The following is a 19,362-nucleotide window of genomic DNA, read 5'->3' as shown; positions in this document are numbered from 1 at the left end:
AGTGATGTTTCATACTCTTAAGAGTTTTTAACAATCTTGTGCAGGCACACCGCTGTGGAAGCGGAATTCTTCGTCCGGCGACTCGATCAGTTCCTGCTCGGCGGCGCGGACCTTGTCGATGACCTGAGCAATATCCTTCGCATCGCCGTACTGATAGGCCAGTTTCAGATAACCCTGAAAATGCCGCGCCTCACTTTTCAGCAGGCCAAAGTAGAACTTGCCGAGTTCTTCGTCCAGATGCGGCACCAGTGCTTCGAAACGCTCGCAACTGCGTGCTTCGATAAACGCGCCGACCACCAGCGTATCCACCAGTTTCACCGGCTCGTGGCTGCGCACCACCTTGCGCAAGCCCGAGGCGTAACGACCGGCGTGGAGCTGGCGCAGTTCGATCTTGCGCCGTTTCATGATGCGCATGACCTGCTCGTGGTGCACCAGTTCTTCCCGGGCCAGACGCGACATCATATTGATCAGGTCGACGTGGGAATGGTACTTGGCAATCAGGCTCAGGGCGGTGCTGGCAGCCTTGAACTCACAGTTCTTGTGGTCGATCAGCAGGGTTTCCTGATCGGCCAGGGCGGCCTGAACCCAGGCGTCGGGGGTGCGGCAGCCAAGGAATTCGTGGATTTCGGGAAGGATCATGGGGCTCACGGTAAAAGGTGTTCGAGCGAAGGGCGCCGATTATACCGGCCTGTCCGCAGACCACCAGCGGCTGGCGTTGATATGCATCAAGTCGCACACGATCGGACAGCAACTATAGTTGTGCAACGCCGTGCCTTTTCTTTGCTGGAGACTCCGCTCATGCAAGCCATTCGCAGCATTCTGGTGGTCATTGAACCCGAACATTCGGAAAGCCTGGCGCTCAAGCGCGCCAAATTGATCGCCGGCGTGACCCAGGCCCATCTGCACCTGCTGGTGTGCGACAAGAAGCACGACCACGCCGGCATGCTTGGCGTACTCAAAGCCGCGCTGATCGCCGACGGCTACAGCGTGACCACCGAACAGGCTTGGAACGAGAGCCTGCATGAAACCATCATCGAGGTGCAGCAGGCCGAGGGCTGCGGTTTGGTGATCAAGCAGCATTTCCCCGACAGCTCACTGAAAAAGGCCCTGCTGACCCCGGCGGACTGGAAGCTCCTGCGCCACTGCCCTACCCCGGTGCTGCTGGTGAAAACCGCCGGTTCGTGGAAGGACAAGGTGATTCTGGCAGCCGTGGACGTGGGCAATGCCGATGGTGAACATCGGCATTTGCACACGACGATCATTGATCATGGCTACGACATCGCCAGCCTGGCCAAGGCGCATCTGCATGTGATCGCTGCGCATCCATCACCGATGCTGTCGGCTGCAGACCCGACGCTGCAACTGAGCGAAACCATCGAGGCGCGTTACCGCGAGCAATGTCGAGCGTTTCAGGCGGAATTCGATGTCGATGATGAGCATTTGCACATCGAGGAAGGCCCGGCGGACGTGTTGATTCCGTTCATGGCGCACAAGCTGCAAGCGGCGGTGACCGTGATTGGCACGGTGGCGCGGACCGGGTTCTCAGGGGCGCTGATTGGCAATACGGCTGAAGTGGTTTTGGATGAACTGGAGAGTGATGTGCTGGTGCTCAAGCCGCAGGAGGTTGAGGATCACCTGGTGGAGTTGGCGGTGAAGCACTAAACAGCTCAAATTGAAATGCGATCCCTGTAGGAGTGAGCCTGCTCGCGATGGCGGTGTGCCAGACAACAACAATGTTGACTGATAGATCGCTATCGCGAGCAGGCTCACTCCTACAATTGGAATGCATTGCAAAATGTGAGAGCGAGCCTGCTCGCGAAGCTTCTAGGCGCCGAAGGCGTCTTTCAGAAAGCCCGGGGCGATATAGCGCTGGTAGTGCGCTTCCGACAGCAGGAAGAATTCCCGATCAATGGCATCGCGCAATTCCGGCAGGTTCCAGTCGCGAAACTCCGGCAGCAACACCATCCCGTACGCTTCCAGATTAATGATCACCCGCGCCCCACGGGCAATCAGCTGATACGCCCAGCAATATTCCGACTGATGCGGCACGAAGCGGATCTTGCGCTGTTCCAGTTGCTCGCGCAGGCGCGCCGAATCGAAAATCTCGACCTTCGCCGCCATCACTTGTGACAGCAATTGCTCCAGACGCAACCACACCGCACGTTTTTCTTCCTCGTTGTAGCCATTCCAGTGGATCACTTCGTGGTGGAAACGCTTGCAGCCACGGCACACCAGATCACCGTAAACAGTGGAGCAGAGGCCGACGCAGGGGGTCTTGATGGTCTGATTGGGCATAAGGTAGGTAAAACACTGAAACGCGGAACAGGTCGGCATGTTAGCCCTTTGTCGGGCATTGATCACCCCTCAAACTTCAGGGTCACAGCCACGCGCGGCGTTTGCCCTGGCCACGCGCATTGCCACGAAAGTCCAATAGAGCCCGACTTACCTTTAAATTTTTTTTGCCGTAGAATCAGCCAGCCTTTTAAGGCGCCAATGTCCGTTAGAAGCTGTTTTCAAAGCGTCACGAGCACAGTCGTTCCTTCAGAGCGGTGTTGGCGAGGGATTTTTCCAGCGGGGAAAAATCCAGCGCCAACCCTCATCAGCTCCCCGTTCTGCAGGCGTAAAACTTTGAAAGCAGCTTCTGTAAGGAATTGCCGGTAATTCTGGCCGAACGACCCACAACGTCGTGAGGAGCATGAGTACGGCAATTTCGGGATGAGCGTCCCGGACACCCATTTGGGACCACTGATGAGGGTAATAACTGTGCTTGAAGCCTACCGCAAACATATCGAAGAGCGTGCAGCCCTGGGTATCGTTCCCCAGCCGCTTAACGCCGAACAAACAGCAGGCCTGGTCGAGCTGCTGAAAAACCCTCCGGCTGGCGAAGAAGAATTTCTCGTTGACCTGATCACCAATCGCATTCCACCAGGCGTGGACGAAGCGGCCTATGTCAAAGCCGGCTTCCTGTCTGCACTGGCCAAGGGCGAAGTTTCCTCCCCTCTGCTGGACAAAAAACGCGCTGTAGAACTGCTCGGCACCATGCAGGGCGGCTACAACATCGTCACTCTGGTTGACCTGCTGGACGACGCCGAGCTGGCGCCAGTCGCTGCCGCGCAGCTCAAGCACACCCTGCTGATGTTCGATGCGTTCCACGACGTCGCGGAAAAAGCCAAGAACGGTAACGCTCACGCTAAAGCCGTGCTGCAATCCTGGGCTGACGGCGAGTGGTTCAAAAACCGTCCGACCCTGGCCGACAAGATCAGCCTGCGCGTGTTCAAGGTAACCGGCGAAACCAACACCGACGACCTCTCCCCTGCTCCCGATGCCTGGTCGCGTCCAGACATCCCGCTGCACGCCCTGGCCATGCTGAAAATGGCCCGCGACGGCATCGTTCCTGATCAGCAGGGCGCCATTGGCCCGATGAAGCAGATCGAAGAAATGCGCGGTCAAGGCTTCCCGATCGCCTACGTCGGTGACGTGGTCGGTACCGGTTCGTCGCGTAAATCGGCCACCAACTCGGTGCTGTGGTTCTTCGGCGACGACGTTCCTTACGTGCCGAACAAGCGTGCTGGCGGTTTCTGCTTCGGCAGCAAAATCGCTCCGATCTTCTACAACACCATGGAAGATGCCGGCGCACTGCCAATCGAGTTCGACGTTTCCAACATGAACATGGGCGACGTGATCGACCTGTACCCGCATGCTGGCAAAGTCTGCAAACACGGCACCGACGAAGTCCTGACCACCTTCGAAATGAAAACCCCGGTGCTGTTGGACGAAGTCCGTGCCGGCGGCCGTATCCCGCTGATCATCGGCCGTGGCCTGACCGAGAAGGCTCGCGCCGAACTGGGTCTGCCACCGTTCGATCTGTTCAAGAAACCTGATGCACCGATCGAAAGCACCAAGGGTTACACCCTGGCGCAGAAAATGGTCGGCAAGGCTTGCGGTCTGGCAGAAGGCAAAGGCATCCGTCCTGGCACCTACTGCGAACCGAAGATGACCACCGTGGGTTCTCAGGACACCACCGGTCCAATGACCCGTGACGAACTGAAAGACCTGGCGTGCCTGGGCTTCTCGGCTGACCTGGTGATGCAGTCCTTCTGCCACACCGCGGCGTATCCAAAGCCGATCGACGTGACCACCCACCACACCCTGCCTGACTTCATCATGACCCGCGGCGGCGTTTCCCTGCGTCCGGGCGACGGCATCATCCACTCGTGGCTGAACCGCATGCTGCTGCCAGACACCGTGGGTACCGGTGGTGACTCGCACACCCGTTTCCCAATGGGCATCTCGTTCCCGGCCGGTTCCGGTCTGGTTGCGTTTGCCGCAGCCACCGGCGTTATGCCGCTGGACATGCCGGAATCGATCCTGGTGCGCTTCAAAGGCAAAATGAAACCTGGCATCACCCTGCGTGACCTGGTTCATGCCATTCCTTACTTCGCCATCCAGAACGGTCTGCTGACCGTCGAGAAGAAAGGCAAGAAAAACGCCTTCTCCGGCCGCATCCTGGAAATCGAAGGTCTGGAAGGTCTGACCCTGGAGCAGGCGTTCGAACTGTCCGACGCCTCGGCCGAACGTTCGGCTGCCGGTTGCACCATCAAGCTGTCGAAAGAGTCGATCACCGAGTACCTGAACTCCAACATCACCCTGCTGCGCTGGATGATCGGCGAAGGCTACGGCGATGCACGTACCCTGGAACGTCGCGCCCAAGCGATGGAAGCCTGGGTTGCCAACCCGGAACTGATGGAAGCCGATGCCGACGCCGAATACGCCGAAGTCATCGAAATCGATCTGGCCGACATCAACGAGCCGGTACTGTGCGCGCCGAACGATCCGGACGACGCCCGTCTGCTGTCCAGCGTTGCTGGCGAGAAGATCGACGAAGTGTTCATCGGTTCGTGCATGACCAACATCGGTCACTTCCGCGCTGCCGGTAAACTGCTGGATCAGGTCAAGGGTCAGCTGCCAACCCGTCTGTGGCTGTCGCCGCCGACCAAAATGGACGCTCACCAACTGACCGAAGAAGGCTACTACGGCATCTACGGCAAGGCTGGCGCACGCATGGAAATGCCAGGCTGCTCGCTGTGCATGGGTAACCAGGCACGCGTTGAGCCGAACAGCACCGTGGTCTCGACTTCGACCCGTAACTTCCCGAACCGTCTGGGCGACGGCGCGAACGTCTACCTGGCTTCGGCCGAGCTGGCGTCCGTGGCTTCGATCCTGGGTCGCCTGCCGACCGTCGAGGAGTACATGGAATACGCTGGCAAGATCGACAGCATGGCGGCTGATATCTACCGCTACCTGTCCTTCGACCAGATCGCCGAGTTCCGTGAAGCTGCTGCGAACGCCAATATCCCGGTCGTTCAAGCCTAACGTTACAACGCACTGAAAAACGCCGCCCATCGTGAGATGAGCGGCGTTTTTTTATGCCTCACACATAGACCCTGTGGGAGCGAGCCTGCTCGCGAAAGCGGTGTGTCAGTCGATGTAACTATTGGATGATGAATCGCTTTCGCGAGCAGGCTCGCTCCCACATTTGATTCTTACCAGACAAGAGACCTGCATTTCCCCGATAGGGTTACGGGTTTAGTGTGAGGGCTTTCTGCACGGCGCCATCAACGCTCAAACCGCTGAGGATCACAGCGTTGGCCTGCACTTCAGGCAACGCCTCCAGCACCGCCAGCGCCTCATGCTTGAGCCGCGCCAGAATCAAACGCTTGCCTTCCTGATGCACCCGCACGAAGAACTCCTGCATCGCCTCAATGCTGGTGCCATCCAGGTCCGGCGTCTCCTCGAGACTCAGAATCACTGTATGCACCGGCATTTCTGCATGGCGGATCAGCCGTAACGCCGCGCCCAGAATCCGTTCAACGTTGGCAAAGAACAACGCCTCACTGGGCCGAATGATCAGTACGCCAGGCTCCGTTTGCGCAACGGGATGACGCTGCACATCGACAAAATCGTGCCCGCCATCAATCCGCCCGAGCACTTGAATGTCCGCGGCCGACATCTGCTTGAGCATCAGCAGCACACTGATCGCCACCGAAACCAGCAGACCGTCCAGCACGCCCAATACCAACACGGCCGAAACCGCGCAGATCACCAGCACACGATCCCGGCGCCAAATGAAGTAGCGGCCCAGTGGCTGCAGACTCAAACCGCGACCCAGCGCATGCATGACAATCGCGGCGAGGATCGGCTCCGGGGTCAGGGCAATCCACGGCAACACCGACAGCACGATGATTAACACCACCAACGCCGCCACACCGCCGGCCCAGCGTGACGTCGCACCTGCTGCTTCATTCGCCGAGGTCGCCGAGTACCCTGCCCCGGCCGGCATACCATGAAACAACCCGGAGAGCAGATTCGATGCGCCTAGCGCCAACAGATCACGGTTTGAGGTGACGCGGTCGCCATGCTTGAGCGCATACGCACTGATCGACCCGTAAGACTCCGCATACAGAATCATCACCAGAGCAAAACCCACCTCCCCCAGCCGTAGCCAGTCGGCGAATGGCAGCACCGGCAGGTTGGGAACTTCCAGGCTCAGGTCGATAATGCCGATCATCTGCACGCCGTACGCCGACAGATTCAACCATTGCCCGGCGGCGATGCCGATCACTACTACCAGCAAGCCACCGGGCACCCGCGGGAATCGTGAAAATACTCCGAGCAATACCAGCGCGAGGGCCGCAACAGCCGCGGCCGGCCAGTTCCATTGCGGCAGCTGTTCAAGTAATTGCGGGGCGAAGCGCACCAGATTGGCGTCGGTCAGATGCACGCCGACCACGCTGGCGACCTGTTTGAGAATGATGGTCAGCGCCAGGCCGAAGGCGAATCCGCGCAAAACCGGTTTGGCGATGAAAGAGGTGACACTGCCCAGACGAAAGAGCCCAGCCAATAGAAACAACCCGCCCGTGACCAACACCAGGCCGACTGCCAGGGTCGAGCGCAATTGCGGGTCACCATTGGCCAGCGTCGCCGTCGCGGCCGCCAGCACTGCGGCCGACGAGGACGTTGCCGACACAATCGCAAAACGACTGGTACCGAACACCCCATAACACAGCAACCCGGCAAACAGGGCGATCACCCCGGCCTGTGGCGCCAGCGCGGCAATGGTCGAATACGCCACCGCTTCGGGCAGCAAGAGACCGGCTATCGATAGACCGGCGAGTACATCCCGCCAGCGATTGGGTTGTTCTACAGGTTGCGGGGCGCTCGACAATCCACTTTCTCCAGACGAAAAAAAGCCGCTGCATACGTCGTATGCAGCGGCCACTGTAGCTGAGTATCTGGAGTTGTAGCTTACGCGGTCAGCGAATAAATCAACGCCGAAATCGCTACCAGGCCGACAGCCGTTACAAACACATTCGACGCCTGGCCGCGATAGCGGGCCATCGCTGGCACTTTACGGATTGCGTACATCGGCATCAGGAACAGAATCGCCGCGATCACCGGGCCACCGATGGTTTCGATCATGCCCAGAATGCTCGGGTTCAGGGTTGCCACGATCCAGCACACCACCAGCATGAAGGCCGCCACGATGCGATCCAGCGCCTTGGCGCCCGGGCGCTTGCCGCTCTTGATAATCAGGCCTTTGAGACCTTCGCTGGCACCGATGTAGTGACCGAGGAACGATTTGGAGATCGCCACAAACGCAATCAACGGCGCTGCGAAAGCGATGGTCGGATTGCTGAAGTGGTTGGCCAGGTACGACAGGATCGACAGATTCTGCGCCTTGGCCTCGGCCAGTTGCTCCGGCGACAGGGTCAACACGCAGCTGAAGACGAAGAACAACACCATCGCCACCATCAACAGGTGCGCGCGGGACAGGATCTGCGAGCTGCGCTCTTCAGCGTGGACGCCATAACGACGCTTCTGATCGACCGCAAACGCCGAGATGATCGGCGAGTGGTTGAAGGAGAACACCATCACCGGAATCGCCAGCCACAGCGTGTGCAGCAACGCAGACGGTGCCGGCACGTGCGAAGCCGTGGCGAGAATGCCGCCGTTCCAGTGTGGAATCAGGTAAACGGCGAGGAACAGCAGCGCGACGATAAACGGATACACCATCAGGCTCATCGCCTTGACGATCGCCTGCTCACCGCAACGCACCACGGCCAACAGACCGAGGATCAGCACCAACGACAGCAGCGCGCGCGGTGGCGGCGTGATGTGCAATTGATGCTCAAGGAAACTGGCGACCGTGTTGGTCAGACCGACGCTGTAGATCAGCAGAATCGGGAAGATCGCGAAGAAGTACAGCAAGGTGATCAGCGCGCCGGCCTTGATGCCGAAATGCTGCTCGACCACTTCAGTGATGTCGGCGCCTTCACGACCGGAAAGCACAAAGCGGGTCAGGCCACGGTGCGCGTAGAACGTCATCGGGAAGGCCAGCAGCGCAAGGACCACCAGCGGCCAGAAGCCACCCAGTCCTGCGTTGATCGGCAAAAACAGGGTACCGGCGCCGATGGCCGTCCCAAACAGTCCCAACATCCAGGTGGTGTCCTGGCGATTCCAGCTCGAAAGTTCAGCGGGTGCTGCTGCATCAAAGCGCTCTTCGACGCTATTGGCCTGATCATTCATCCGGTCGGATCTCCGCATTCCGGTCACTTGCCACTCGGTCAGACGCGTCGGAAAAAACCGACAGACATGCTCCGGCCGAAACAGGGGCGCGATTCTCCGCGATAAATGAGCAGAAGCAAAGACTTAGCTGAGGAATGGTTATGCGGAGCAGTTTAGAGGTGTGTCGTTTTTGAGAAAATAACTGTCGGCTTCAGGTAGGCGCCGTGTCGTTTTCTGGCAAGCTCCAACGTTTGATGCAGTCGCGAGGAATCGATCAGATTGATCGTGCCAGGATGAATCCGAGCGACATACAAAAAATGCCGAACGCCAGCATCCCCCAGATTGGATACATATCGTCCTTGTCCTTGATACGCATTCTTTCGACCGACTCATCGTACTCACGATCCGATAGTTCAATCATAGCCTTGCGGTCAAATGTGCTCATCTTGATTTCCTTTTGGGTCATGGGTCTGATTGTTGTGAAGCGTGAACACTCAAACCTTGAAAAAAACGCCTACTACTGCAGTGATTGCGGTCACCACTCCAGCCAATACCGCGAGTGGATAAAAACTCGTCTCTCTCTTTAGCTTTTTTGCTTCAGACAGAAGCTTTTGTCTTTCCGCCACGAGTTTCCGTGTTTCATTCAGGAGCCTTTGGAGCTCCAGGTTTTCGCGATCGTCCTGAAGCATGCGCCTTCCTTGGCTATTGGCAGTGACTGGCGGGACTGCTTTGTGCCCTCATGATTTCCTAAATCATCTCGCGCCAGATAGCGGATGAATCCGGCGTTTTCGTAGGCAAAATCCGCGAGTCAGGTAGGCAGCCTCATACAGAGACCTTTCAGAAAACACCTCGCGATCAAGTACCCGTGCCTTTCAATTTGGCCCACATGATCTAGCGTGAAATGAGTCCCCCCTGCCCTGCGGAGCCTTCCCATGCCATTGGTTCGCGTCGACATCAGACAAAACCCCGACCCCAACTTCGCCAAACGCATCGGCGAGCAGATCTACGCCGCCCTGCGCAGTTGTATAGATGTGCCCGAGCACGACAACTTTCAGATCCTGACCGAGCACGATGGCCAGCACCTGGTCTACGATCCGCAATATCTGGGGATCCAGCGCAGCGACGGCGTGGTATTCATTCAGATCACCATCAGCGAAGGGCGCACAGTGGAGAAAAAACAGTTGCTGTTCAAAACCATCGCCGAGCGCCTGCACGCGCAGTTGGCGGTGCGCCTGGAAGACGTGTTCATCAATCTGGTCGAGGTGAGAAAAGAAAACTGGTCATTCGGCAATGGCATTGCCCAGTACGTCACCTGACCCCGCAATTGACAGCCAACTACCGGCCGAAGCGATCATCAAACACCACAACGCAACCCTCGGCGCTGCCTTCGCACGAGTAATCGACAGTGCGGATGTCAGGTTTTAAAAGAAACGCTCCTTGGAATTGACGCAATTTCGCCGGCTGCGGTTGCGTCAATCACGAATTTGTAACCTTATCCTCCGTCCTACAACTGCGTGTACTTCTCTAATGTCATCTGCGCTATGAATTACAGAAAGCACCAATAAAAAGCCCTTCGCTTATCGATACTTCAGAATACTCCTACAACCAAAAACACCTAATAAAACCACGACGAAATATTACCGAAATCCGAATAACAGTCATTTGTTACAAGCAACTACGCAGCCATTGAACAATCCTCTTTTTCAGGCCTATATTTTTCACGACCTGAATGACGAGAGACCAATCGCAAACGATCTTCGAAGTTTGATAAAGAGGAAAAAGCATGCAAAAGCGCACGATCACCGGACTGCTGTTGACCGGACTGCTTTTCACCCCGCTTGCCAGCGCTGATGTCCGCGAGCTGGCTTCTTCGCCGCGATGGCTGACTACCAAGGTCTACATCGATGGCGCTCCTGAAACAGACGTCAAGGCGAAGTATCCCGGCGTCGTAGGTATATCGACCTGGGATCCCGAGAGTAATCGATACGAGTTCTTTTACACCGACACAGGCGAGTCAAAGTACAACAAAGGCGGAGGCGGTTATTTCTTTGTCACCGGCAACCAGAAACAGCACATTCTGGTACCCGATATCGGTCCGACCAAAACAATTGTCAGGCGCCTGGAAACACTGAACAACAGTGAATTCACTTACTCTCGGGAAGTCCCCCGCGACATGATCGACAACAATCCACTTGTACGTATTCATGTCGTTCACGCGCCGTATACCGGCACCGTAGAAACCAAATCCGCCATCAAACAATAAAACCAGGAGTTCAACATGCAAAAGACAGTCAAAACCCTGCTGATGTCGACGTTGCTGGCCTCCACGGTGTATTGCGCCGGAGTCAGTGCGCAAGCCGCCACCCAACCCGCCACAAATACTGTTGCCACCGCCGACAATGCAATGATGCTGACCGTGTTTCTGAAACATGATCAGACCCGCCCGCTGAGCGAACTCAAGGCCCAGCTCACACAACAAGGCTTCTACAAGACCTTCCCCCCGCCGGGGTCGAAGTGGTGAGCTGGAACATCATGATGGGCATTGGCCAAGTGGTGACCGTACGCTTCCCCGCCTCACGGCTGGCAGAAGTGAACCTCGCCCTGGAAAACACCGCATGGGGCAGTTACCGAACCGAGTTTTATCCAACCTATGATTTCAAGCCGATTGCCCTCGCAGAACAAACCAAAGCCCAAGCAGCTCAATGATGCCGACAGCACACCGGATCACCGGTGTGCTGCCTACCCTTGCTTCTTGCCCGAAGCCGTCCAGAATCAAAGCACCACTGCGTGAATGACAACGATTGCCAAGCCGCTGCGGATTCAGCACTCTGAAACGACTTTCGCGACCGACCCGCCGACGTTCACAGGAGCCGCGCAATGCCCGCAACCGTTCTGGTACTGGTTGAAACCATCAATGACTATTTGCCGATCCTCGAACATCAGGGTTTTCACCTGATCCTCGCCCCCACGCCGGCCGAGCGTGCGCAAGCCATCGCCACTCACGGCAGCCGCATCGACGCGGTGCTGACCCGCGGCCCGCTGGGCCTGACCGCCGATGAAATCACCGCCCTGCCCGCGCTGAAAATCATCACGGTGATCGGCGCCGGTTACGAGCAGGTCGACCTGCAAGCCGCCAGTAACCGTGGCATTACCGTCACCAACGGCGCCGGGGTCAATGCCTCGTCGGTGGCCGACCATGCGATGGCGATGCTGCTGGCGCTGGTCCGGGATATCCCTCGTTGTGACGCTGCGGTACGCCGCGGTGAATGGCCGAAGATCATGCGCCCGTCGCTGGCCGGCAAACGCCTGGGGATTCTCGGGCTGGGCGCCGTGGGCATGGCGATAGCCAAACGCGCCCACTTTGGCTTCGACATGGAGATCAGCTATCACAGCCGCCAGGTGCGCAGCGATGTGCCTTACACGTTCTGCTCGACGCCGACCGAACTGGCACGGGCCTCGGATTTCCTGATCATCGCCACGCCTGGCGGCATCGGCACACAGCATCTGGTGACTCGCCCGGTGCTCGATGCGCTGGGGCCGAAAGGCTTTGTCGTCAATATCGCCCGCGCCAGTGTGATCGCCACTGCGGATCTGATCACGGCGCTTGAGCAACGCAAAATTGCCGGCGCCGCACTGGATGTGTTCGACCACGAGCCGCAAGTGCCGGATGCGCTGAAAACCCTAAGCAACGTGCTACTGACGCCACACGTCGCCGGCCTGTCACCGGAAGCCACTCAAGGCACGGTGGAGTTGGTGGGCAAAAATCTCGTGGCGTTTTTTTCGGGCGAACCGGTACTGACGCCCATTGCCTTGCCTCCGAAACTCAACAACCAGCGCGTGCACTGAAGCACGCCGGACGACGTGTCGAGCGCTCGTCCCAGCCCTCCTTTTCGGCCACGGCATATCCGCAAAACCCTGGTTCACCGCGACTTTTCGCGCACATTCCCAAAGGTGATTATCGGGCAACACGCTAGCCTATAAGACCGACTCGCGCTTGTGGCGCCCCGAGCGCGCCATTAGATTAGCCAATGATGTCTGGCCTCCAAAATAAGCAGAAGGGATAAGCATGGCGCTTACTGACCAGTCCACCCGTATCCGCTCTGGCGAAGAACTCGATGCCAGCCTGATCGATCCGTACCTCAAGGCGCACATTCCAGGCCTGAGCGGCACACCTGCGATCAGCCAGTTTCCTGGCGGTGCGTCGAACCTGACCTACCTGCTGGAATACCCGGAACAGGAATTCGTCCTGCGCCGTCCGCCGTTCGGCCACAAGGCCAAGTCCGCCCACGACATGGGCCGTGAATTCCGCATCCTCAATCAATTGCGCGACGGTTTTCCGTATTGCCCGAAGGCCTACGTGCACTGCACCGACGAATCGGTGATCGGCGCCGAGTTCTACGTCATGGAGCGGGTCAAAGGGATCATCCTGCGCTCGGAGCTGCCGCCGGAGCTGGGCCTTGATTCGGCAAAGACCGAAGCCCTGTGCAAAAGCTTTATCGACCGCTTCGTCGAACTGCACCGCGTCGACTACAACGCCTGCGGCCTGGGCGATCTGGGCAAACCGGAAGGCTACGTCGCCCGTCAGATCAAAGGCTGGAGCGAGCGCTACGAAAAAGCCCTGACCCCGGATGCGCCGCATTGGGAAGCAGTGAAAGCCTGGCTCAACGACAAGATGCCGGCCGACCACCCGACCTCAAGTATCGTCCACAACGACTACCGCTTCGACAACGTCATCCTCGACCCGCACAACCCGATGCAGATCATCGGCGTACTCGACTGGGAACTGACCACCCTCGGCGACCCGTTAATGGATCTGGGCAACACCCTCGCCTATTGGATTCAGGCGGACGATCCGGCGCCGGTGCAACTCATGCGCCGCCAGCCAAGCCACGCGCCGGGCATGCTCACCCGCCGCGAGTTCGTCGATTACTACGCCGAACGTTCGGGCATCCAGATCGACAATTTCGACTTTTACTACACCTACGGCCTGTTCCGTCTGGCCGGCATCGTGCAGCAGATCTACTACCGCTTCTACCACGGCCAGACCCAGGACAAACGCTTCGCGCAGTTCATTCACATGAACAAACTGCTGGAGCAGATGAGCTTGCAGGTCATTGCGAAATCGAGCCTCTGACGGCCCACACCCAGGAACCCTTATGTCCAAGACTCAGTTGTTCGACCTCGACGGTAAAATTGCTTTCGTTTCCGGCGCCAGCCGTGGCATCGGTGAAGCCATCGCCAAACTGCTGGCCCAGCAAGGCGCCCATGTGATCGTGTCGAGCCGCAAGCTCGACGGCTGCCAGCATGTCGCCGACGCGATCATCGCCGCCGGCGGCAAAGCCACGGCCGTGGCCTGCCACATCGGTGAAATGGAACAGATCAGCCAGGTGTTCGCCGGGATCAAGGAACAGTTCGGCCGCCTCGATATTCTGGTCAACAACGCCGCGACCAACCCGCAATTCTGCAATGTGCTGGACACCGATCTGAGTGCGTTCCAGAAAACCGTTGACGTGAACATCCGTGGCTACTTCTTCATGTCGGTCGAAGCCGGCAAGCTGATGCGCGAAAACGGTGGCGGCAGCATCATCAACGTCGCGTCGATCAACGGCATTTCGCCGGGGATCTTCCAGGGCATCTACTCGGTGACCAAAGCGGCGGTGATCAACATGACCAAGGTCTTCGCCAAGGAGTGCGCGCAGTTCGGCATTCGCTGCAACGCGCTGCTGCCGGGTTTGACCGACACCAAATTTGCCTCGGCGCTGGTGAAGAATGATGCGATTCTCAAGCAAGCGCTGACGCAGATCCCGCTCAAGCGTGTGGCTGATCCGAGCGAAATGGCCGGCGCGGTGCTGTACCTGGCGAGCGATGCGTCGAGCTACACCACCGGGGTTGCGCTGAATGTGGACGGTGGGTTTCTGTCCTGATTTAAACGGCAAATGATTAACCCTGTGGGAGCGAGCTTGCTCGCGAAGGCGTAGTGTCAATCGACAATGATTTGGTTGACACACCGCATTCGCGAGCAAGCTCGCTCCCACAGGTCACTGCTTGAATCAGGCATCGAGGACTTTCGGTAACTGCCAGCCGAAATGCACCGACAGCAAACGCAACAGCAAACACGCCGCCCCCGCCAGCAACGCCGCCGCTACCGGCGAAACGCCCAGCCTGCGGCCGATGATCAACACCGCCGCACCGACAAACGCCGAACTCGCATACAAATCCGCCTGCAACACCACCGGTATCCGCGCCAGCACAATGTCGCGTATCACCCCGCCACCGACGCCGGTGATGGTGCCCATCAGCATCGCCACAAACGGCGTAATCCCGAAATTCAACGCTTTCTGCGCACCGGCCACGGCAAACAGCGCCAAGCCTGCTGCATCCAGCACAATCAGGGTTGAACCGGACCAGCCCAGCACCTGCTCATGAAAGGCAAACGCCAGCCCGCCCATGAAAAACGCCAGCGCCGGGTAGCGCCAATCGGCCACGGCATTGGGTGGCGTCGCACCGATCAACAAATCACGAGTCACCCCGCCACCGAGGGCGACGATAAACGCAATCACCATCACACCGAGCAAGTCGAGCTGACTGCGCATCGCCGCAATAGCGCCTTCCACGGCAAACACCGCAGTGCCGGCCAGGTCGGCCACCAGCACAATCCGCTCAACCCGGGACTGCCGCCCCGCAGGCGCTATTGCGTGACGCAACGGGTGGTCGTGATGTGTCGAGTAACCTGCCCGTCGGCGTACACGTCACCGGCGACCTCAGTGTTTTCGAGCACCTGACACGTGCGCTCCGGCGGTGGCGGCGGCGCTGCCGGTGGAGGGGGTGGAGGACTGGCGCAACCCGCCAACAACACTGTAAAGAAAGCCAACGGCAACACGCGTTTCCCAAGATTGTTCATAGGACGACCCGCGACAAATGGAAGAGCAACTCCCGCGACCGAACCGACCACGGAAGACCTGACCACTCATTCTTTATAGCCGAGCCCCCCGCAAGCGCCAGTGAATCGGCCGGATCGGGAGGAAGTGGCTGTCGATTTTGCGTTCAGATTCGAGAGGATTGGCAAATTGAAATGTGCTTTGCCTGATAGAGCCTCATCGCGAGCAGGCTCACTCCTACAATTGAACAGAGTACACTTGGCAGAAATTGGTCGGCTGTCAGGCCGCCTTCGCGAGCAGGCTCACTCCTACAATTGAAAAGAGTACATCTGGCAGAGATTGGTCGGCTAGCAGGCCGCCTTCGCGAGCAGGCTCGCTCCCACAGTTGGAACGAGTACATCTGGCAGAAATTGGTCGGCTGTCAGGCCGCCTTCGCGAGCAGGCTCACTCCTACAATTGAACAGAGTACATCTGGCAGAAATTGGTCGGCTGTCAGGCCGCCTTCGCGAGCAAGCTCGCTCCCACAAAACAGCCAAAGCAAAACAGCGCACACCGCGTATCGCTTCCGCTCCTCACCACTCAACAGGATGAGCGTTAGCTCGGCTGCAGCTCTTGATCTTGCCGTGCTGGCCCCTTCGGCAGGCTGAGTGGAGGGATTGATCCGGGGGTGGGAGCGCAGCGACCGTTTGGCGAAGCCAAACACAGCGAGAGGAGGTGCAGCGAAGCAAACCGTAGGCGCTGCCCCCGGATCGATCCCGGAGCGAAGGAACCCCGAGCCCCAGCGAGCGGGCCGAACGCCGGGGCCCAGCCTTTTGCTTACTTTTCGGCGTCTGGAAAAGTGAGTCGCTGTAAGAGCGAAACCGCCAGCCGCAGCACCCAAAGAAACGGATATCCACCCAACCCCCAAGAGCATGGTCGGCCCAAAGGCCGCCAAGCCTAAAAGCCCTAAGCCAAATCAGGATCCCGAAAAGAACGCAAAGTGTTGCTCTCCAACTCATACCGCAATTCTTCAATCAAAGCCTCAACCGACTCCCGCGTCCGCAGCGCATCAAGCTTCAACCCACTGATCACCAGATCCACCTGCCCCGACACCGGGTGATAAAGCTTCACCGTCAGCGAATGATCCCCATCCACCAGACACTCACACGCCAGCGGCGAAAAACTGCGTTCAAGCTGCGTGCGCAACTGCGCAAGATTCATCATCAGACTGTTCCTATAACGACTGCGAAGGGCCGCGATCCCGAGCCAGAAAAAACTCGTATCGCACCCCGCCAGACTAAGAACAGCCGTCGACCGCCAACACCTCAATATGCACCTGATGAACTAGTGCATTTGCACCTCAGCGCTGGCCCTTGGCGCCCCACTCCCCGGAAAACAATCCACGCTCGCGCGCCCAGACAATCGCCTCACTGCGACTGTGCACATCGAGCTTGGAATACACCGTGGCGACATGATTACGCACCGTGTTCGGTGCCAGTTTCAGCCGCGCCGCGATCTCCTTGTCCGCCAGCCCTTCACAGATCAACCCCAGCACATCGCGCTCACGCGCCGTCAGATCGGTGAACGAAACGCTAGGCAGTTGCGGCGAGTTGACCTTTTTCACATTGGCCAGTTTCTCGATCAACGTACGGCTAAACCAGGAAGCGTCTTTCATCACCTCCTCAATCGCCGCCACCAACTCAAGCTCGGTACGCTTGCGCTCGGTAATGTCCATCAGCACCAGCAAATAGCACGGTGTGTCCTGGATATTCACGGTGTCAGCGGACAGCGCGCACTCGAGCAGATCCGCATCCTTCCTGCGCACCCGCACATCCACCCGATCGACTCGCCCGTTTTTCGCCAGCGCCGCCAGCAACCGCGTGCACGCGCCGCTGTCATCGATAAAGTCCAGCTGCGGCACGGTTTTGCCGAGCACGTCGTCGCTGTCATAAGCCAGGGTTTCGAGGAACGCCTGATTGACGTCGATCACCTGCTGTTCGTCAGCACTGCAAATCAGGATCGGCACCGGCGTCAGGCGAAACGCCTTGGCAAAACGCTCCTCACTCTGCCGCAACGCCACCTCGGCCTTGTGCCGCAGCTCCATGTCGACAAAGGAGAACAGCATGCAATCCTCATCGTTGAGCGTCAGTGGCTGACCGGCCACGATCACCTGCTTGCTACTGCCATCGGGCAGGCGCAGCTCGGCTTGCATCTGCGGGATGGTCGCGACGTCGCGCAGGCGCTGAATAGCCAGGTCCCGGTGTTCGGCCTGCTCGAAAATGTCGATTTCATAAGAGGACGTGCCAATCACCTGCTCGCGGGTGTACCCAGTCATTTCCAGAAACCCCGGATTGACCTTGATGTAACGCAGATCACTGAGCCGGCAGATCACTGCCGGTGCCGGGTTGGCGTTAAACGTCCTTTCGAAGCGCTGCTCGGCATTGGCCCAATCGGTGACATCGCTCATGATCAGCACCAGCGACTCGGGCTGCCCTTCGCGGTCAGTGAGAATCATGCTGCGTACGCTGTGCACCCAGATGCGTTCCGGGTCGTCGGTCGGCGACACTTCGATCAGCACGTCATTGAAACTCTCACAGCGCGCTACCCGGCTGATCGGGTAGTTTTCGGCGGTGATCGAGTGATTATTGCGATAGCGCAGGTTGAATTTCTTGGCGTATTCGTCGGCATTGTGGCCCAGATCGGTGATCCGTTTGACACCGTGCATGGCCAGCGCAGCTTCGTTGGCCCAGAGAATGCTCTGATCCAGCTCCAACAGGATCACCCCGTCGGACAGCCCGGCGATGATCTGCTGCAACTGGCGGCGGTTGGTTTCGGTGGTCAGGACTTCCTGGCTCATTGGATCTCCACAAGTGATACGGCCATGTGAAGAGTACGACCGCACGAGCTTGCGATCGTGCCAGCGTTAAATTCTTGCAACAACGCAAATCCCCTGTGGGAGCGAGCTTGCTCGCGAATGCGGTACTTCATTCAAACATTTTTCGACTGTCACTGTGCCTTCGCGAGCAAGCTCGCTCCCACAGGATTCAATGTTGGCTTGAGGTTTCGACCAACTCGCGCAGCGTATCGAGAAACAGCTTGAGCACCGGCGAAGCATCGTCCGCCCGATAAGTGGCATACAGCGGCACCTCCGGCAACGCCGGGGTCAGGCGCCGGAACACCAACCCCGCCGGGGCCAGTTGCTCAATGGACGCCGGCAACAGCGCCACGCCAAACCCGGCGCGCACCAGACTCAGCAAGGTCTGCACCTCGATCACTTGTTGACGAATCTGAGGCGTGAACCCGGCCTGAATGCAGCATTGAAACAGAAAATGGGCGAACCGCGACTGCTTCAATTCCAGCGCCACAAACGGCTCCTGTGCCAGATCCGCCGGCGCCAGCACCGCGCGGCCAGCCAGCGGATGATCCGCCGGCATCACCACGTTGATCGGCTCGTAGATCAGCAGTTCATTGCGCAACTGCGGATCGTCATAGCCGACGCGAAACACACAAGCGTCGATGCGTTTCTCCTTCAACGCCTTGACCTGCGCCGCCGGGGTCATTTCATGCAAACGCCAGTTGACCTGCGGATAACGCTGGCGAAACAGGTGCAAGGCCTTGGGCAGCACGCCGACCATCACCGAACTGATCATGCCGATTTCCAGCTCACCAAGTTGTCCGCGCCCGGTCTGCCGCGTCAGGTCCAACGCCCGCTCAAGCTGTTCGAACACCAGCGGCGCCTGCTCCTTAAGCATCTGCCCCGCCGCCGTGAGTTCGACCCGATGATGGCTGCGCTCGAACAACGGCGTGCCGAGTTCCTCTTCCAGCAAACGAATCTGCTGGCTCAGCGGCGGCTGGCAGATATGCAGGCGCTCGGCGGCGCGACCGAAGTGCAGCTCATCGGCCAACGCCATGAAGTACCGCAGCAGACGCAGATCCATGA

Annotated in this window: 17 protein-coding genes and 1 pseudogene; 8 read left to right on the top strand and 10 right to left on the bottom strand. The window is 58.5% G+C overall.

Annotated features, from left to right (window positions below; all coding sequences use genetic code 11):
- Positions 1-27: 27 nt before the first annotated feature.
- Positions 28-639 (bottom strand): MiaE family protein, encoded by a 612-nt coding sequence (locus tag AB4N74_RS05940; protein ID WP_093437087.1) that lies wholly within the window; start codon positions 637-639, stop codon positions 28-30.
- Between the two features lie 159 nt (positions 640-798).
- On the opposite strand from AB4N74_RS05940, the gene AB4N74_RS05935 reads away from it, so the two are divergent.
- On the top strand, positions 799-1,662 hold the full coding sequence (locus AB4N74_RS05935) for a universal stress protein (RefSeq protein ID WP_320337101.1): 864 nt from the start codon (positions 799-801) through the stop codon (positions 1,660-1,662).
- Positions 1,663-1,824: 162 nt separating this feature from the next.
- Here AB4N74_RS05935 and AB4N74_RS05930 read toward each other — a convergent pair whose 3' ends face one another.
- Positions 1,825-2,295 carry a DUF1289 domain-containing protein gene (locus tag AB4N74_RS05930; protein WP_064117650.1) on the bottom strand — a complete coding sequence of 157 codons (471 nt, stop codon included), beginning with the start codon at positions 2,293-2,295 and terminating at the stop codon, positions 1,825-1,827.
- Between the two features lie 468 nt (positions 2,296-2,763).
- On the opposite strand from AB4N74_RS05930, the gene acnB reads away from it, so the two are divergent.
- Positions 2,764-5,373, top strand: coding sequence for a bifunctional aconitate hydratase 2/2-methylisocitrate dehydratase (gene acnB / locus AB4N74_RS05925; protein ID WP_093437081.1), 2,610 nt, complete (start codon positions 2,764-2,766; stop codon positions 5,371-5,373).
- Positions 5,374-5,578: 205 nt separating this feature from the next.
- Here the strand turns inward: acnB and AB4N74_RS05920 are convergent, their stop codons facing one another.
- From AB4N74_RS05920 to AB4N74_RS05905, 4 genes are all read right to left on the bottom strand, one after another.
- The gene (locus AB4N74_RS05920) at positions 5,579-7,225 is read right to left on the bottom strand and encodes a SulP family inorganic anion transporter (protein WP_460098659.1); all 1,647 of its coding nucleotides are present in this window, start codon (positions 7,223-7,225) and stop codon (positions 5,579-5,581) included.
- Between the two features lie 80 nt (positions 7,226-7,305).
- On the bottom strand, positions 7,306-8,586 hold the full coding sequence (locus tag AB4N74_RS05915) for a serine/threonine transporter (RefSeq protein WP_116255391.1): 1,281 nt from the start codon (positions 8,584-8,586) through the stop codon (positions 7,306-7,308).
- 253 nt (positions 8,587-8,839) lie between these two features.
- Positions 8,840-9,010, bottom strand: a complete 171-nt coding sequence (locus AB4N74_RS05910) for a hypothetical protein (RefSeq protein ID WP_016982944.1) — start codon at positions 9,008-9,010, stop codon at positions 8,840-8,842.
- Positions 9,011-9,059: 49 nt separating this feature from the next.
- Positions 9,060-9,254: a hypothetical protein gene (locus tag AB4N74_RS05905; RefSeq protein WP_460098657.1), complete on the bottom strand. Its 195-nt coding sequence runs from the start codon at positions 9,252-9,254 to the stop codon at positions 9,060-9,062.
- A gap of 243 nt (positions 9,255-9,497) precedes the next feature.
- On the opposite strand from AB4N74_RS05905, the gene AB4N74_RS05900 reads away from it, so the two are divergent.
- From AB4N74_RS05900 to AB4N74_RS05875, 6 genes and pseudogenes are all read left to right on the top strand, one after another.
- A complete protein-coding gene (locus AB4N74_RS05900; RefSeq protein ID WP_320337103.1) occupies positions 9,498-9,881 on the top strand; it encodes a tautomerase family protein in 384 nt (127 codons plus the stop codon).
- A 467-nt stretch (positions 9,882-10,348) separates the two neighbouring features.
- Positions 10,349-10,828, top strand: a complete 480-nt coding sequence (locus AB4N74_RS05895) for a DUF4822 domain-containing protein (RefSeq protein WP_099758669.1) — start codon at positions 10,349-10,351, stop codon at positions 10,826-10,828.
- 15 nt (positions 10,829-10,843) lie between these two features.
- Positions 10,844-11,271, top strand: a pseudogene (locus AB4N74_RS05890) (hypothetical protein).
- A gap of 171 nt (positions 11,272-11,442) precedes the next feature.
- Positions 11,443-12,411, top strand: coding sequence for a 2-hydroxyacid dehydrogenase (locus AB4N74_RS05885; RefSeq protein ID WP_093437063.1), 969 nt, complete (start codon positions 11,443-11,445; stop codon positions 12,409-12,411).
- A gap of 220 nt (positions 12,412-12,631) precedes the next feature.
- A complete protein-coding gene (locus AB4N74_RS05880) occupies positions 12,632-13,699 on the top strand; it encodes a phosphotransferase family protein (RefSeq protein ID WP_093437060.1) in 1,068 nt (355 codons plus the stop codon).
- Positions 13,700-13,721: 22 nt separating this feature from the next.
- Positions 13,722-14,489, top strand: coding sequence for an SDR family oxidoreductase (locus AB4N74_RS05875; protein ID WP_034152479.1), 768 nt, complete (start codon positions 13,722-13,724; stop codon positions 14,487-14,489).
- A gap of 126 nt (positions 14,490-14,615) precedes the next feature.
- Here AB4N74_RS05875 and AB4N74_RS05870 read toward each other — a convergent pair whose 3' ends face one another.
- The 4 genes from AB4N74_RS05870 to AB4N74_RS05855 form a co-directional block, all read right to left on the bottom strand.
- Complete coding sequence (locus tag AB4N74_RS05870) at positions 14,616-15,269, bottom strand: trimeric intracellular cation channel family protein (protein ID WP_257358207.1); 654 nt, start codon at positions 15,267-15,269, stop codon at positions 14,616-14,618.
- Between the two features lie 1,119 nt (positions 15,270-16,388).
- A complete protein-coding gene (locus AB4N74_RS05865; protein ID WP_099758667.1) occupies positions 16,389-16,646 on the bottom strand; it encodes a DUF1652 domain-containing protein in 258 nt (85 codons plus the stop codon).
- Positions 16,647-16,782: 136 nt separating this feature from the next.
- On the bottom strand, positions 16,783-18,279 hold the full coding sequence (locus AB4N74_RS05860; protein WP_460098653.1) for a helix-turn-helix transcriptional regulator: 1,497 nt from the start codon (positions 18,277-18,279) through the stop codon (positions 16,783-16,785).
- A gap of 187 nt (positions 18,280-18,466) precedes the next feature.
- Positions 18,467-19,360, bottom strand: a complete 894-nt coding sequence (locus AB4N74_RS05855) for a LysR substrate-binding domain-containing protein (RefSeq protein ID WP_093438857.1) — start codon at positions 19,358-19,360, stop codon at positions 18,467-18,469.
- Between the last annotated feature and the right edge of the window lie 2 nt (positions 19,361-19,362).

It is taken from the genome of Pseudomonas sp. H3_C08 (assembly GCF_054669455.1).
The sequence above is the reverse complement of the archived record's forward strand: the minus strand, read 5'-3'. Positions and strand labels throughout refer to the sequence as shown.